14 protein-coding genes are annotated in these 16314 nt (G+C 28.6%); 6 read left to right on the plus strand and 8 right to left on the minus strand.

The annotated features are described in order from the left end of the window. Window positions 1-166: 166 nt before the first annotated feature. The 3 genes from ACTG44_RS03175 to ACTG44_RS03185 are packed head-to-tail and all read right to left on the minus strand — an operon-like array spanning window position 167 to window position 2206. Window positions 167-1204, minus strand: a complete 1038-nt coding sequence (locus ACTG44_RS03175; RefSeq protein WP_479921256.1) for a DUF4097 family beta strand repeat-containing protein — start codon at window positions 1202-1204, stop codon at window positions 167-169. Next, window positions 1197-1874, minus strand: a complete 678-nt coding sequence (locus ACTG44_RS03180) for a permease prefix domain 1-containing protein (RefSeq protein WP_479919798.1) — start codon at window positions 1872-1874, stop codon at window positions 1197-1199. Before ACTG44_RS03180 ends, ACTG44_RS03175 begins: the two co-directional genes overlap by 8 nt. A gap of 11 nt (window positions 1875-1885) precedes the next feature. Then, a complete protein-coding gene (locus tag ACTG44_RS03185; RefSeq protein WP_021383225.1) occupies window positions 1886-2206 on the minus strand; it encodes a PadR family transcriptional regulator in 321 nt (106 codons plus the stop codon). A gap of 361 nt (window positions 2207-2567) precedes the next feature. On the opposite strand from ACTG44_RS03185, the gene ACTG44_RS03190 reads away from it, so the two are divergent. Then, on the plus strand, window positions 2568-3908 hold the full coding sequence (locus ACTG44_RS03190; protein ID WP_479921257.1) for a sensor histidine kinase: 1341 nt from the start codon (window positions 2568-2570) through the stop codon (window positions 3906-3908). 215 nt (window positions 3909-4123) lie between these two features. On the opposite strand, the gene ACTG44_RS03195 is transcribed toward ACTG44_RS03190, so the two are convergent. The 5 genes from ACTG44_RS03195 to ACTG44_RS03215 form a co-directional block, all read right to left on the minus strand. After that, window positions 4124-4693, minus strand: coding sequence for a hydrolase (locus ACTG44_RS03195; RefSeq protein ID WP_479921691.1), 570 nt, complete (start codon window positions 4691-4693; stop codon window positions 4124-4126). Window positions 4694-4852: 159 nt separating this feature from the next. Next, window positions 4853-6103 carry an MFS transporter gene (locus tag ACTG44_RS03200; protein ID WP_479921258.1) on the minus strand — a complete coding sequence of 417 codons (1251 nt, stop codon included), beginning with the start codon at window positions 6101-6103 and terminating at the stop codon, window positions 4853-4855. 8 nt (window positions 6104-6111) lie between these two features. Next, on the minus strand, window positions 6112-6345 hold the full coding sequence (locus ACTG44_RS03205) for a hypothetical protein (protein ID WP_044212613.1): 234 nt from the start codon (window positions 6343-6345) through the stop codon (window positions 6112-6114). 50 nt (window positions 6346-6395) lie between these two features. Then, window positions 6396-6974, minus strand: a complete 579-nt coding sequence (locus ACTG44_RS03210) for a TetR/AcrR family transcriptional regulator (protein WP_479919801.1) — start codon at window positions 6972-6974, stop codon at window positions 6396-6398. A gap of 336 nt (window positions 6975-7310) precedes the next feature. After that, window positions 7311-8099, minus strand: a complete 789-nt coding sequence (locus ACTG44_RS03215) for an EFR1 family ferrodoxin (protein ID WP_479921259.1) — start codon at window positions 8097-8099, stop codon at window positions 7311-7313. A 500-nt stretch (window positions 8100-8599) separates the two neighbouring features. Here ACTG44_RS03215 and ACTG44_RS03220 point away from each other — a divergent pair, with 500 nt between their 5' ends. From ACTG44_RS03220 to ACTG44_RS03240, 5 genes are all read left to right on the plus strand, one after another. Further along, a complete protein-coding gene (locus ACTG44_RS03220; protein WP_479921260.1) occupies window positions 8600-10060 on the plus strand; it encodes an NADP-dependent glyceraldehyde-3-phosphate dehydrogenase in 1461 nt (486 codons plus the stop codon). Window positions 10061-10364: 304 nt separating this feature from the next. Further along, window positions 10365-10640 (plus strand): hypothetical protein, encoded by a 276-nt coding sequence (locus tag ACTG44_RS03225; protein ID WP_479919803.1) that lies wholly within the window; start codon window positions 10365-10367, stop codon window positions 10638-10640. Window positions 10641-10659: 19 nt separating this feature from the next. After that, window positions 10660-10947: a hypothetical protein gene (locus ACTG44_RS03230; RefSeq protein ID WP_021383218.1), complete on the plus strand. Its 288-nt coding sequence runs from the start codon at window positions 10660-10662 to the stop codon at window positions 10945-10947. A 267-nt stretch (window positions 10948-11214) separates the two neighbouring features. After that, window positions 11215-13710 (plus strand): ATP-binding protein, encoded by a 2496-nt coding sequence (locus ACTG44_RS03235; protein WP_479921261.1) that lies wholly within the window; start codon window positions 11215-11217, stop codon window positions 13708-13710. 14 nt (window positions 13711-13724) lie between these two features. Next, window positions 13725-15824: a hypothetical protein gene (locus tag ACTG44_RS03240; protein ID WP_479921262.1), complete on the plus strand. Its 2100-nt coding sequence runs from the start codon at window positions 13725-13727 to the stop codon at window positions 15822-15824. The last annotated feature ends 490 nt before the right edge of the window (window positions 15825-16314 follow it).

The raw sequence follows: 16314 nt of genomic DNA on the forward strand, positions 1-16314 counted from the left end.
CTAGTGAAAATAAATGAGGAAACAAAAAATTATTATATCAAAACACTTCTATGAGTATTAGATTTATCAATAAATAATAAATCGACCATAGAAGTGTTTTGATTTTAATAATAAAAGTGTTTTTGCCATAATAATAGAAGTATTTTAGTCGTAATAATCATTTTATCTAATTCTTATTCTTTATAATAGTCAAATCTCCACTTGTAGTACTTACATATAAATTTGTAGTCCCATTTTTATAAGTGTATAAATCATCATGATGATTCAATTCGAAATCACTATCTAAGGAACCGGAAAGCTTATCAAGATTTAAAGTGAAGCCTGGATTATCAGGGATAGATAAATCAACATCTGCAGAAGTAGTCTCGAAATTTAGAGAAGACAACATTTTGTTAGATGTAATTTTTGCATCACCTGAAGTTGTTTCTGCTTCAATATCAGAAAGCGTTCCAGATACATTCATTTGTCCAGAAACTGTACTACAGATAAGACTTTTATTATTTATATCTTTTAAATTTATATCACCACTAGTTGTATCTAAATTTAAACTATCAATTTTACCAGAAAGTTGTATTTTACCAGATGTTGATGAAAATTTAGCATCTTTACTATCTAGTTTTGCTATATCAATATCACCACTAGTTGTATCTAAGTTTACTTTATTAATATTACCAGAAAGCTCTATTACGCCTGAAACCGTACTAGCTTCCATTACATTACCTTTTATGTAAGTACTATATATATCTGCTGAGGCAGTAGATAACGATATTTTATCATAAAGCTTATTAGGCAAATATAGTTCAAGTATTGTTGGTTTTGGAAGATTAATCCCTATAAAGAATTTTTTAGCTGAATTATCATCTATAGAAAGCGAATTTCCATCAACCTTTATTTTTGCAAGTTTTTTCTTTGAAAAATTAGAAGGAGTTTTTTGAATTAGTTTGATTTTATTAGAATCACTTTTCTTAATTCTAACTTCGCCTGAAATCCAGTCTACATCAATATCAGTTATTTTATCTGAAAAACTTTCACTTTTAGCTACTATATACTTATCATAGTTATATTCTGAATTTAAGTTCCTAAAAGAAAAATTAAAAGAATGTGAAACTATACTTCCAAAAAGAAGAAGGACAAATATGATAGAAAGTGATATTGCAATAATACTCCATATGAAAATCTTTGTCTTTATGAGTTTTTTATTCATGCTTATCATCCTCCTTTGATTCACTTAGTTGTATTATCCCTTTAATAATCTCAACACCAGCAGAACCTATTATGAAGAGTATCCACGAAAAAGACCAAATATCAAATAGCATACTTGTAATTAGATATATAGCAACTATTATAATCCAATATGCACTTATAAATGATTTGTAAGCTGGATTTATATCATCATAATTTGTCTTAAATTCTTTGAATTCTTTTGTTGAAGTATCATTGTATAGAACATAGTTTGGTTTTGTCATTTGATTATAGACTAGTAACCCTACACCAATCGCTATCAATATAAGCATTAAAAGAATAGCTAGAGTTGGTTCCATGCCAAAACTTACAATTGAGACTACAAATAGGAAAGGGCTTATTATAAAAATGGCAATTGCTATTGATGCTCTTAAGGCTCTTTTCTTTTTTTCCTCAATTAATTCAGGAGGTATAAAATATGGTTCTTTAACACTTTCAATTAACTCAGATAAATCGCCAATTCCTGAGATTACTGAATTATATGCTTCTTGTTCTGTTTTACCACATTGTATTTGGTCATTGTATTTTTCTTTTAGATTTTCAAATAATTCATCTTTAAGTTCTTTGACTTTTTTTGTTTCATTAATTCCTGTAAAGCTATTATTAATATAAGTACGTATTTTATCTAACATATTTTCACCTCCTAAATTAATATGTCTATTAACGCTTTTGTATTATCCCATTCTTCACGGCTTTTTATATACTTTTCTCTGCCTATACTTGTTATAGAATAATATTTTCTTCTAGCTCCAGTAGCTTCATCTCCCCAATAAGAGGTTATTGCACCAGATTGCTCAAGTCTACGAAATGCTGTATACAGAGTAGCTTCTTTTAACTCATACAATCCATTGGTCTTTTCAAGTATAGATTTATTAATCTCATAACCATAACTGTCTTTTTCAAGTAAATGCTTTAAGATAATTGTTTCTGTATGACCTCTTATCATGTCAGATGCGATTGTCATGAACATCACCTCCGATTAAATATATAATACTTTGATATACCTCGCCTGTCAAGGTATATCATGAGAAAAAATATTTTATTCTAATTTTAAGACTAGTTTATCTACAATTAAATATAAAATTTTTATGAAGAAAATCATTTATATTTAGTTATAGATAAATTTATATAGTTATTAGTCTAAAAAGTGATATAAAGTTTAATTCAATTTAGCAAAATTAGTGATATAATTAAAAAAGAAAAGAAATATGGATTTATTTAGAATAATTTTGACAATCTATTTACTACACGTGTAGAGTCGTATATAATTAAATTATACGTAAAATATAAAAAAATAGTTTATTAATACGTTAGGAGAAAGTATTATGATAAAGTCAAGTTTATTTTGGAATATTTTCATTATGATATCCTTTATAATAGAATGGTTTCTTTGTAAGAAAATGTTAGATTATACAAGTGAGCAAAAAATTTCTAATAAAAAAATAAATATATATATGGGATGCATTATTGTTTTTGCTAATATAATTTATTTTTTTGATGTGCTTCCAGATATAAGAGTAATTATATCTGTGATAATTACCGTTGTATTTTACAAAATATCATATGATGTTAGGTTTGTGAAATCTGTATTAATATCTTTAATCTACTGGATGTTACTAATTTCTACAGATGCTTTAAGTATATCTTTGACAGTTTGGCTTAATTCTATAGATGATATGAGTAAGATGGCTACAGGAGATATATACAGAGTTGAGTCAATTGTATCAGGAAAGATACTTTTGATTTTGGTTTTATTTTTATACAGAGCATTAAGGATAAAATTAAATATAGAAATAAATAAGAAAACATTTTCCTATATATTCATTCCAATAGTTGCGAATATAGCATCTTTTTTTATTATTTTTAAATACATATTTAATCAAAAGTCTGGGAGTGTAATGCGTAATAGTCAATTTGTTATGATTTCTATAGTACTACTTCTATCAAGCATTGTTTTAATCTTAATTGCTAAGAAGTTACAGCAATATAATACTTTACTGGTAGAAAACAATATGATTAAAAATGTTTTAAAATGCGAAAATGAGTATTATGAAGATATAGAAAAGAAATATCTAAAAACTAGATTATTAAGTCATGACATGAAAAATCATCTATTGTGTATAAATGCCATGATTAAAAAAGGTGTTGATGTTACTTCATATTTAGACAATTTGCAGGGAGAAATTAATTGTAATAACTTGTTTTTTAATACTGGCAATTTTATATTAGACAGTATATTAAGTGAAAAGAAAGAAATCTGTGATAAAAATAATATAGAACTAAAAACAGGAATAAATTTTAGCTATTGTGAAGCTATTGAATTAGTAGATGTATGTCACATATTTTCTAATATTTTAGATAATGCTATTGAAGCATGTAATAAAATAGAGGATGGTAATAGAGCGATTTGTATTAAAGGTGATGTAATGCAAAATTTTTATCTAATAAGAGTGGAAAACACTAAGGTAAATGAGATTATTACTAAAAATGGAGATATTATGACAGACAAAACAGGTCCTTTTCATGGTCTTGGAATAAAAAGTATAAAAAACTCTGTAAATAAGTATGGTGGTAATGTTGTAATTGAATATGATGACAAGAAATTTGTGGTTAAAATTGCTATGCCGCTCAAAAACGTGAAAAAAATAGTTAACCATGTAATTTAATGTATATAGGTAGATTTTATAATGACATGTACATATTGAAATTATTTATTACTTATGAGAATTTTTTAAGGTTGGGATATTATACATATTATAAATTGGGCATATTAATGAGCTTAAGATATTAGGCTTTTTATTGTAATAAATAGAAAAAGAAGTTACATCGAAAGTAGAAAAAATCTTTAATGATGTAACTTCTATGGTATATGTATGAGGGGCTATATCGCCATTTCTGTGATTAAGCTTCTCATAGCTTCTATAGTTGTTTGGATAAGTTTATCAAGTTCCCATTCAAGCATTTCTGCACCGCTTCTTATAACGTCTCTAGAACAGCCAGCAGCAAATGACTTATCTTTAAATTTCTTTTTAACAGATTTTAATTCTAAATCAGAAACACTCTTTGAAGGACGCATTATTGCAGCTGCACCAATTAAACCAGTAAGTTCATCTACAGCAAACAATACCTTTTCCATAAACTGCTCTGGTTTAACATCTGAGCCAGTCAATCCATATCCATGACTTATAGTAGAATCAATTATAGACTTATCTAAATCAAGCTCTGTCATTAATTCTCTTTGTTTAACACAATGTTCATCAGGATACATTTCAAAATCTAAATCGTGTAAAAGTCCAACTACTTCCCAAAATTCTACTCTCTCAGGGTCGTATTCTTTTGCATAGTATCTCATAACTCCAGATACAATTTGAGCGTGTCTTATATGAAATTCTTCCTTATTGTATTTTTTTAATATTTCCCATGCTTGTTCTATATTTGGCATGTAACTCATTTTTATCACTCCTCTAGCTGAATATTTTGAATTTTTATAAAGTTTGTTTTCCATTGATTATATCAATCAATTTCCAATACGTCAACACACTATACACAATTTTGTATCTAAATTCAGAAATTAGTGAAAATTAAATTTTTATGTCAAAATTCTTTGTATCTAGAGTTTTTCATTCTTTAATGTTACCTTTGATACAAATGCTATAAGTAATGTAATAAATCCGACTCCTATTATAATAACGTACACTTTATCTGATAATAAATCGAAAAGTTTACCATATATAATCTGACCAAGAGGCATTGCGAGTGATGTCCCTGCAAAAAGAATAGACATCACTTTTCCTAGCAGTTCATTTGGAGTTTTTAATTGTATGATTGTTATAGCATATATTGAGATAAGAGTTGTTGTAAAAAATATTAACATAGAGGATACAATAAAGATTAAAAATGGAACTGGAAATCCTGTATTTAATATAAATGGATAGACTGAAAATGCCATTGGTATAAATATAAGTGCACATATGGTGAAACAAATATGTAAATTAGTTATTTTCAGATGTTTTGAGAAAATACCAATACTCACAGCAGCTATTAACGAACTAAAAGAGATTGCTCCTTCTGCTAGACCATATAGAAAATTATTGGCTCCCATAGTTATTTTTACTATATAAGGGATACCTACGATTAGCATAGAGCTTAAAAATAGATTTATTGCCATAGCTAAAAAAAGTATTTTTAATGTAAACCTATTTTCTTTACATATATGGACAATACCATCTTTTATATCAATAAATATAGTTTTTATAATGTTACCAGTTTGCTCTTGTTTAACAAAAGGAATCTGTATAAATATCTCCATAATTGCAGATAGAAAGAAACTTATACAACTGATAACTACAATTGCATTAATACCAAGTATACCATATAAGACACCTCCAAGTACTGGTCCTGCTATGTTTGTAAGAGAGGCAACTCCAGCTACGATACCATTTGCATTTATTAAATGTTCATTATCAACTAAAATAGGTGTACTTGACTGAACTGTTGGTTGATACATTGTGCTTATAACTGAAAGTATGGTCATAATAATTCCTACAAGTAGTATTGAACCATTATCATTAAATAAAAAGAAAGCTAAGATTAGTACTGCGATACTACTTGAAAAATCAAAAATAACCATTAAATTTCTTTTGTTGAATATATCTGCAATAGCCCTACCAATAGGAGAAAATACTATAATTGGAATTGAAGATACTGCGAGTATTGTAGCAAATATTTCTGCTTTACCAGTCGTATCAAGTATGTAGAGAGATAAAGCAAACTTGAGTATTGATGCACCAAATAATGAGATTATCTGACCCAATACCATCAAGTTAAAATTTTTATTAAAAGTATTTAATGATTTTACCATATATATACCTACCTATCTAAGATTATCAAAACATTTATAATGATTGCTATGACAGCAATTACTATAAGGAAATTTTTTCTTATTTTAACTCCTAATATTATTAAAAGTATAGAAACTATTATAGATAAAATAGAGTAAAAGGGCATAAGCTCACTGCTAGGGTCTACGAGTTTTGTGTGGATATTCAGTTTATCATTTATTTTGTAAATGATATCGTTTAGTTTTTGTATTAATTCAATCATATTAACGCTCCTAGTCATAAAGAAATATTTAAAAAATTTATCTTAAATTATTACTCAAGTATGTGTGCTACAAGATTGTCTACCATAAAATCAAATACTTCAATATAGTCATATCCAATATCTTCTTTTAGTAATAGACTTGATAGTAGAGCATTGCAAACGCCAAATGCTTTTTCTTTCTCTATTTTTAACTTGAGATTGTATCTTTCAATTAAGTTGTAAAAACTTTGTACATTGTTATATTCAAGTTGTGAAAGCATCTCCTTAGGTAGCTTATTTAATAAGGTGATGTAATCAGCATTATTTGGCGAATATAAAAATGGATTTTTATCATATAAGCGATATAACATCTTTAAAGATTTTGCAAAACCTTCTTTTTGAGGCATGTTACTTAAGATTTCATCTACTGATGATATAAGCTTGTTTTGAATTCCATTTAGTACTTCAAAAAACAATTTTTCTTTTGAATCAAAGAATGTATAGAAAGAGCCTTTTGCAATCCCTGATTTTGAACAAAGGTCGTCAATGTTAGTTTTTTTGTATCCATATTTAGACCAGTTAATTTCACATTCTGAAATTAGTCTTTTTCTAATATTATTTTTTTCTATTTCTGTAAAGCTTTTAGCCATATTTATCAATCCTCTCTATAAATTGTGGTATCTATGACTTAAAAAATATTTTAAGTCATAGATATATATTATTCTTCATTTATAAATTTGTCAAGTTTGACCCTGATAATAAGAAATGTTTTTTACTACAATCTGTATCTCATATGGAAACTATTATATGAAAAGAGCCAATAGCCATAAGGAATGTTCCTTATAGGTTATTGGCTTTATGTATTTGTATCTGAGTATTTGATAACTGGCAAATTTAATTGTTCTACAGTGATAAGATTTTCTTATTTACATTTGAGATAGTATAGAAAAAATTTTTAAGCATCTTATTTTTTCAGATTTTTAACCTTATTTATAATGTTTTCGATTTGATACTATATCATTTGAGTTAATGTAAGGATTGTGATATTTTTTGCGTTTTCTAGTGAAATAAGGGAAATTAATGGATTCTTTTGGACAAAAGGAAATGCAAGCCATACACTGATTACATTGATGTTGAAATGTTGGTCTACCATTTTGCATTATTATATTTTTGCAAGGGCATACCTTAACACATAATCCACAAGAAATACAATCATCCCAAACCTTGAAATATTTATCATTAGAGGGACAATTCTTTATGTAACGGTCCATTATTTTATGAAAAAGTGTATTTACTAAAAAATTAGGTTTTGGGTAGTTTCTTATTTCTTTTTGTGATATTTCTTTTGAGATAATTCTAAGTTGTTCTTCCGTTTTAGGAACACGTTTTTTAGGGTTAGGAAATGGTGGATACATGGCTACATAGTTTGCAACACTATACACTTTATTTCCATAAGATAAATTACACCCTTTTTCCTTGAGTAACAATGCTAATTCTTCCATGCTTTTTCCGTTAATAAAAGCAGGCATAGAGATTGCGAATATGTAGGCATCAGGGGATAAGTCTAAATTTTTTATAAACTGAATTACAGTTTCTGGTATAGTCCAATGGTACACAGGAAAAACAAACCCTATTCGTTCAACAACTAATTTTGAATAATCAGATGGTGATGTTCTCATTGAGATAATCTCTGTATCATTAAGTTCTTGTGCGATTACTTGAGCAGCTCGCATACTATTTCCTGTTCCAGTAAAGTAATAGATTACATTACGCATATTTTTTACCTCCAAAATCTGTTGAATAAGACTTGTGACAGTCTGTTTTTATTCTGAGTTTTAAACAGAATAGTGTTCTGTTTGGATTATATCATAGATACAGATTAGGGTCAATGATTAACAGAATAGTGTTCTTTTAATTATATAATCTGTTCTATTATTGTTGACATTATGATATGTGTAATCATATCTTGTAAGAAAAGTAAGGGTGAAATAATGAGAGAATTATTTAAAATAAAAATGCATTAAAATAAAAATACATTAAAATAAAATACATTAAAATAAGTACTTAAATTACAAAGACATATTAAAGATATATTAAAAAATAGATATTTAAATTAAAAATCTATTTAAAATATAAAGCTATTTAAAGTACAAAAAACATGGATTATGAAAAAATTTTTCAAGGTAAACGTTTATGAAAAAAAGAAATGTTTATATAAAGAATAAATGGCTATAATTTAAATACACAAAGTTATATCATAGAGAGGAATAAAAATATGTTTAATGAACTTAGAACAAAAGAAAATGTATATAAAAATTTAATAAATGGAAAATGGATAGAATCTAATTCAAGAAAACCAATAGAAATTTACTCACCAATAGATAATTCTCTTGTTGGTAAAGTACAATCTATGACAAAACATGAAGTAGATGAAGTTATTAAAAATACAAAAGAGAGTATAAAAGTATGGGCTGAAATGCCTGTATATAAGAGGGCGAATATATTCCATAAAGCTGCTGATTTATTGTTAGAAAATATGGAAGAAATAGCTAATATATTGGTACTTGAAATAGCCAAAGATATAAAATCTGCAAGAGCAGAAGTTGAAAGAACAGCAGATTTTTTAAGATACACAGCTGATGTAGGAAAAAATATGGAAGGTGAAGCTATTAGTGGTGATAATTTCCCTGGTGGAACAAGAAATAAGATGTCTTATGTTTCAAGAGTTCCATTAGGTACTGTTTTAGCAATATCTCCTTTTAATTATCCTGTGAATTTGTCAATGTCAAAGATTGCACCAGCACTTATTGGTGGAAATACTGTTGTATTAAAACCTGCCACACAAGGAGCTATTAGTGCGCTTCATGTAGTAGAAATTATGAGAAAAGCTGGAATACCAGATGGAGTACTTAACACTATTACAGGTAGGGGTAGTGAGATAGGCGATTATGTTGTAACCCATAAAGGCATTAATTTTATTAACTTTACTGGTAGTACTGAGGTTGGTCAACATATATCTAAAATATCTGGAATGGTACCATTATTATTGGAGCTTGGTGGAAAAGATGCAGCTATAGTATTAGAAGATGCGGACTTAGATTTTGCAGCTAAGAATATAGTGTCTGGAGCTTATTCATATTCAGGTCAAAGATGTACAGCAGTAAAGAGAATCTTAGTACAAGAGAGTGTAGCTGATAAACTAGTGGAAAAAATAAAGCCATTAGTAGAGAAGTTAACAATTGGAAATCCAATGTATGAAGTAGTTATTACACCTCTTATAGATAATAAAGCAACTGATTTTGTTCAAGGTTTAGTTGATGATGCACTACATAAAGGGGCAAAATTAATAACAGGTAATGTTAGAAAAAATAATTTATTCTATCCAACATTATTAGACAATGTAAATGTTGATATGAAGATTGCTTGGGAAGAGCCTTTTGGTCCAGTACTTCCAATTATAAGAGTTGAAGATATGAATCAAGCAATTGAAATTGCTAATCAGTCAGAGTATGGGCTTCAATCGTCAGTATTTACAAGTGATATTGATAAGGCGTTTTATATTGCTGATAAACTTGAGGTTGGAACTGTTCAAATAAATAATAAGACTGAAAGAGGACCAGACCATTTCCCATTCTTGGGTGTAAAGGCATCTGGTATGGGAACTCAAGGTGTTAAGTATTCAATTGAGGCTATGACTAGACCTAAGGCAGTAGTGGTAAATGTTAAAGAGCTATAAAAAATAATTTCTTTTACCTAAATTTGATATTGATTGGGAAAAGAATGGATTATTATATTTTACCTTATAAAGTAAGCTGATAGATGCTTACTCTATAAGGTATTTTTTTATGTTTTATCTCAATAGAATGACTAATTTTCTGTATTATATTATCTTAAATTATAGAAGATTGTTTTAAAATATTGTTCTAATGGACTATTTATCCAGTTATGCATTTTTATTGACCAGTTACACAAAATATGTTGAATATTAAGAAAATTGGTACTATTATATAAATAAATATATATATAAAGGAGGTTTTTATATGAGTCTTTTTGTTGGTGGATGGTCAAAATTTAGGGCTGTCGAAGAAGAAGATTTAAAAGTATTTAATGAAGCTGTAGGAATGTTAAAAGGTGTTGATTATGAAGCACTTATTGTTGCTACTCAAGTTGTAGCAGGAACAAATTTCAAATTTATTTGCAATGCTACTTCAGTTACAAATCCTCCACATGATTATTTAGCAGAGATAGTTGTTTTCAAGCCACTTCCTTGTGATGAACATGATGCAACAATTACAAGTATTAATATAATTAAATAATATTAATAGGAGCTGGAATATGAGATTAAATATAACAAAACAAAATACTATAGAGGTTGAAAATAGTAAAAAAGAAGATGTCTATTTTGTAATAGTTGATAATGTTTTCTTTGAACGTCAAGGTGATGTATTTAACAGTATCACAAATAATAATTTAAATAATTATGATGTAGAAATACTACCAACTAATAATATTTTTTTAGAATTAAAAATAACATCTACTAAAAATTTAGAACCTGTTTTTATTGTAGTTGAAGATAGACAGTACAATCATGGCAGTGTAATGTTTAAGCCAGTAGTGGTGTAATGTCCAAATTGTTTATAGAAATATAGCTATAATAAAAAGAAAAAAGGCTATAAATGTAATAACCATGGAAAGATAGTATTTAGAAAATATAATAAAATAAATGTATTAAGTAAAATAACTGTGTTGGTAAAAATTATACTCTGCAACACAGTTATTTTACTAAACAGAAGGAAGGCACTTATCAAATAAAAAAGTAAAAAGTAGAAAATAACCTTAAATAGTATAAATTTTATTTAAATAAAAATCTATAATCAAGGGGGAAAATAAATGCCAGAAAATAACAAACAACTATTAGAAGAAATCACAGTCTTATTAAATGAAGGAAAAGTAGCAATAGATAAGGCTCAAAATCAAAATTTAATTCTAATTCTTGGTGGTACAGGTTGTGGAAAAAGTACTGCAATTAACTATCTTGCAGGATGTAAAATGATAGAAGTAGAAGATGAAGATACTGGTATATCCTACATTGAATGTTTAGACCCTGTAGCAGAGATTGGTTCAGGAGCTGTTTCACAAACTTTGTATCCAAACATTGTAGATATGAGAAAATCAGTCGAAGGAATGGATGCAAAATTATGTGATACGGCAGGATTTAGTGATAATAGAGGGGTAGCCCATGATATTAGTGCAGCAGTTTCGTTAGGAGAAGTATTTAAAAATTCTGCATCTATATGTGCAGTAGTTGTATTAATACCAGAAGCAGACATATTAGATTCTAGACTTACAAAAGTGCTGGATTTATTCCAACAGTTAAATATGTGTCTTCATAGAGATAATTTTAAGGGAAGTATAACCTTTTTCGTTTCAAAAAGCTTCTTAGGAAGAACAGAAAAACAATTATATAATATTATCAAGAAAAAATATGAACAGTTATGTGAAAATTTAGAAAGTAACATAGATGAAAAAGCATGGTTATTTGAGGAATTGCTAAAAGATAATGGAAAAAATATTCACCTTTGTAAGCCACTTGCGTCTGATGATAGGGAAAGTTTATTAAAACAAGTGCTAGAACTAGATGAAGTTAAAGATAAGACATCGGCATTCCAATATCCAATTAGTGCAGATGCAAGATTAGTTTTAGACACGTTAATAAAAGATATTCAAAGTAGTATCGTATCCAGTTTAGAAGAGTATGTTAAGTCATATACACAAGACTTTATCAAGGTTATTGAAAGAATAACAATGATTCAAGAAATATCAAAATACGATAAAGTCGTAGGAGTATTTAAAAACTGGTTAGAAAGTACAGCAAGTCTTACTATAGACAAATTTATTAATGTACTGTCTAAAGAAAGTGGATTATTCTTGCAAGATACTTGTATGAAATTACAAAATAAGATAAAGGGAAATTTAGATATAATTGATGCTTTAAGTAAGTATACAGAAAATGGAACTGGGGAAATTTTATTACCTTCTGTACATATGGAATTTATTATAGAAAAAGTAAGTAAAAAGATAATGGAACAAAACTTTACTATAATAAGAAAGAATCTAGAAGAAGTTTTAGTTTCTTATGAAGTACAAAAACAGATAATTACATTAAAAAATAGAGAAAAATTAATGGAAGTTGCAAATAAGAAGGACTATGTATATAGTGTAAATGATTTTGAAGAAATTTTGATGAATGTTACAACTATACAGAGTGAAAAATTAGAAGATAGTATAACAAGATTAAATACATATGGAGAAGAAGGAAACGAAATAGTTAGGGAATTTGTAAGTAAATACATTTTAAATCCATTTATAGTAAAAACAATCAATATTAATGATAAGAAGAGTGTTGAAATAAGAGCATTAATTCCAAACTTAGTAATTAGTAGTGTATTGGAATATTTCAAAAATAGAAAAGTGGAGGACAATACTTCTACATTTATGTTCTTTGCTAAAGAAACTATTTATATGGATGATAACCTTGGAATGGGATTTGCATCAGAAAAAAATATTATTCTTGCTTGTAATAATCTTGATGTAAGTAGTAATGTAAAGATTAATGTAAGTGGAAAAGATGGAGAAATTTTAGATAATTCTATTTATGGACAAAATGGTAAAGATGGTAGAGATGCAGGTAACATTTACCTATGTGTTAAGAAAGAAATTAGAAATTATCGCTTAACACTAATTGCAAATGGAGGAAATGGCTCTAAAGGAACAGATGGGAAATATGGTGAAAATGGAGCAAATGGAGCAAATGGAGCTGATGCAGGATATACAAGTTATTTCGCTGGACAAATATTTAAAGGATACTTTGCAGAAGGAACAAAAGGTAAAAAAGGTGACAAAGGTGGAGCTGGTGGAAATGCTGGAAGAGGTGGAAATGCTGGTAAGAAAGGTAATATTTACTTCATTGCAGACTCAGAAGAACAAAAAAATAGAATAATTAATCATTGTGATATAACAGTGAGAGATGGAGAAGTAGGTCCAAATGGTAGACCAGGTCTAGGTGGATATGGAGGAAAAGGTGGTCATCATGGATATAATACACTTTCATTCTCTGCAAGTGGTATAGATAAGACTTTATACTATACAGGATATTTTACAAGCTGGGATTATAAGACAGAGAAAGTATTTTATTATCGTGTAGAACTTTATGGTGGAAATTGGAGCGAAGGAAAAACAGGTCCATCAAGAGAATACGCTGAATATGGAGACAGAGGAGAAAATGGAGGATTTAATACTCCAAATACTAAGTCATCAACAGCTGTTTCAAAAGTAGAAGAGAATTTTATTAAAGAAAAATATCAAAGCTATTGTTCTGAAATATAGAAAGGGATGTATATATGGCAGATAAACTTTATAATGGAATCGTAAACCTTTTGGAAGATGGAAGGGACGAACTTAGAAACTATAATTTAAAAGAAAAGTCAATTTTATTATTTTTAGGTGCTTCAGGTGTTGGAAAGAGTACTTGTATCAATTACTTAAAAGGTTGTGAAATGGAAGAAATAACAGATGAAGAAACTGGACAAGTATATATCACTGCAAAAGAGTCAGCTGTTGAAATTGGAAATGGTGTATACTCTAAGACATTATGCCCAGAAGTTGTAGATGTTACAAATAGAGACTTTTCATTATGTGATTGTCCAGGATTTTTTGATAACCGTGGACCCGAATATATGATTGCAGGTGCAATGCTGGTAAGAGAAACTATCACTACGTCTTCAAAGGTGAAAGGAATGGTAGTTATTTTAGACTATCAATCTCTAATGGATTCTAGACATACATTATTAATAGAAACCGGTAAAAACTTGAAAGATATGCTTGGTGATTATGAAAAGTATAAAGAAAATTTTTTCTTCCTTATCAATAAAATACCTAAGTTACTCATCAATACAGTAACAGAAGAGAAAATAAGGGCTATATTAAAAAAAGTAAAAGAAGACCTAGATAGTCAAGAGAAAGATTATGAAGGTTACAAGGAACTAGTATACCTATTAAATGTAGTATTATCAGATACTGTATCTATTAAACTATGTAATCCTCTGGATAAAAATCCAAAAGGTTTATTAGATGAAATGAAAAATCTCCCTGGAACTTTTGAAAAAACAGATATGGGCTTGATGCTTACAGCTTCTTGTAAAATAGAAATACAAAAAGCTGTTGATATAACATATAAGGAAATAGAAAAGCTTTTAGTTCCTTATATACAAAGTGTCAAAAAAGGTATAGAAGAGTCTATTTCCATCTTACCTTCTATAAAAAATCTAAAAGATAAAGAAGTTCAGTTGGAACAAATTTATGAAAATTTATGTAGTAAAACAAGCAGTATCAAGGAGCTTATGGAATTTGTACAAGAACTTTCATATGGTGATGGATTACAAAAAGTGAATGTATTAGAAGAAATACGCCTTCTTTTAGAGCTAAATAGTTACTGTAGTGAAACTCATATTGTTGGTTTGAGCGAGTTATTAAAATCATTACTGAAGAATACATTAGAAGATACGTTAAGGGGTCTTAGAAACTGGATAGTAGAAGAAGAAAATAAGAAGGAAGAGACTAAAAGGCTCGAAGATGCAGAATATAGAAGAGAGAAAATTAGAAGTTGTACATATATAAAATCATATGATAAAGAAAAGATACTTTCTATATATATACCAATACCTAAAGTGAGCTTATCGGATTTGACTGAAATAATATCTGGTTATCAACTTAATATTTTGTCTTCTATACATATGTATGGAGAGTGTGAGTTGAAAATTGATTGTAATATGGAGAAAGAAGTTTTTTCAGGTAAAAATATTGTATTGATGGTAGAAAAATTATGTATACCAAAAGGTTCTTATTCAATTAACGTATCTGGTAAAGATGCAGAAAAATTGGTTGGAGAAGACACTATTTATAATGGAATGAATGGAAGAAATGGTAATAATGCAGGAACTTCAGGAGATATTTTATTATCTTTTAAAGAGATAGAAAAACAAGGAGAACTTAAACTCTATACTGATGGTGGATTAGGTGGAAATGGACAGGATGGAAAAATTGGAGAGACAGGAATAACTGGAGAAATTGGAGCAAATGCAAAGATAGGTTCTAAAAAAGAGTCGAAAGAATTTGCTAAGGAAAACAAGACAAAATATTTTGTGGTAAAAGCAGAAAAAGGAAAACCAGGTGGAACTGGAGGTACAGGAGGTAATGGTGGAAATGCAGGTCTTGGAAGCAAATCTGGACAGATTTATCTCCTTGGAAAAGCATCTGTACTAAAAGATGCTATAAGTACAAAAGATGGACATCATGGTATGGCAGGAAAAGGCGGTTCTGGAGGAAAAGGAGGCTCTGGGGGTCTTGGAGGAATTAGAGGAATATATGAAGAGACAATAAGATATATAGGTATCTCTACTCCAATAGATGACAGTGATAGAAACTACTACTATTTTGATTAAAAAATAGCTACGCACACTCGTGACTTTAGTCATGAGTTAGTAGCTAAAATAGTCAGCATATAGGGAAACTTATATGTAGAGATAGGATAGAACCTATCCAATACTACTTGAATTGCTGGAAACCCCTAAAGCTAACCAAACTAAAACATAAGGATGAAATAAACCTAAGTGTGAAAGTTACGAAAGTAGAAAAAATTGGTTAGATGGTATAAGGTTAAACCCTAAGTACTTTAAAATGGGCAATCAGCAGGTAAACTCCAAATAGGAGAAACTTCAACGACTATTCCTCTTGAGGGAAGTACACTACAAGTTATCGGTAGTGGAAGTGGGTAGACCTTAACGGATAATGCCGAAGGATAAGATATAGTCTGTGCTTGCATGAAAGTGTAAGAAGTTCATAAGAGAACTGCATAGGTAGTAGCGAACTTATGTGAACGACAACCTCAAAAATGATAAAAGTTAAGACTTACGGTTCTTACATATGTTATTT

The sequence above is a fragment of the Clostridioides sp. LIBA-2809 genome, from assembly GCF_056688965.1.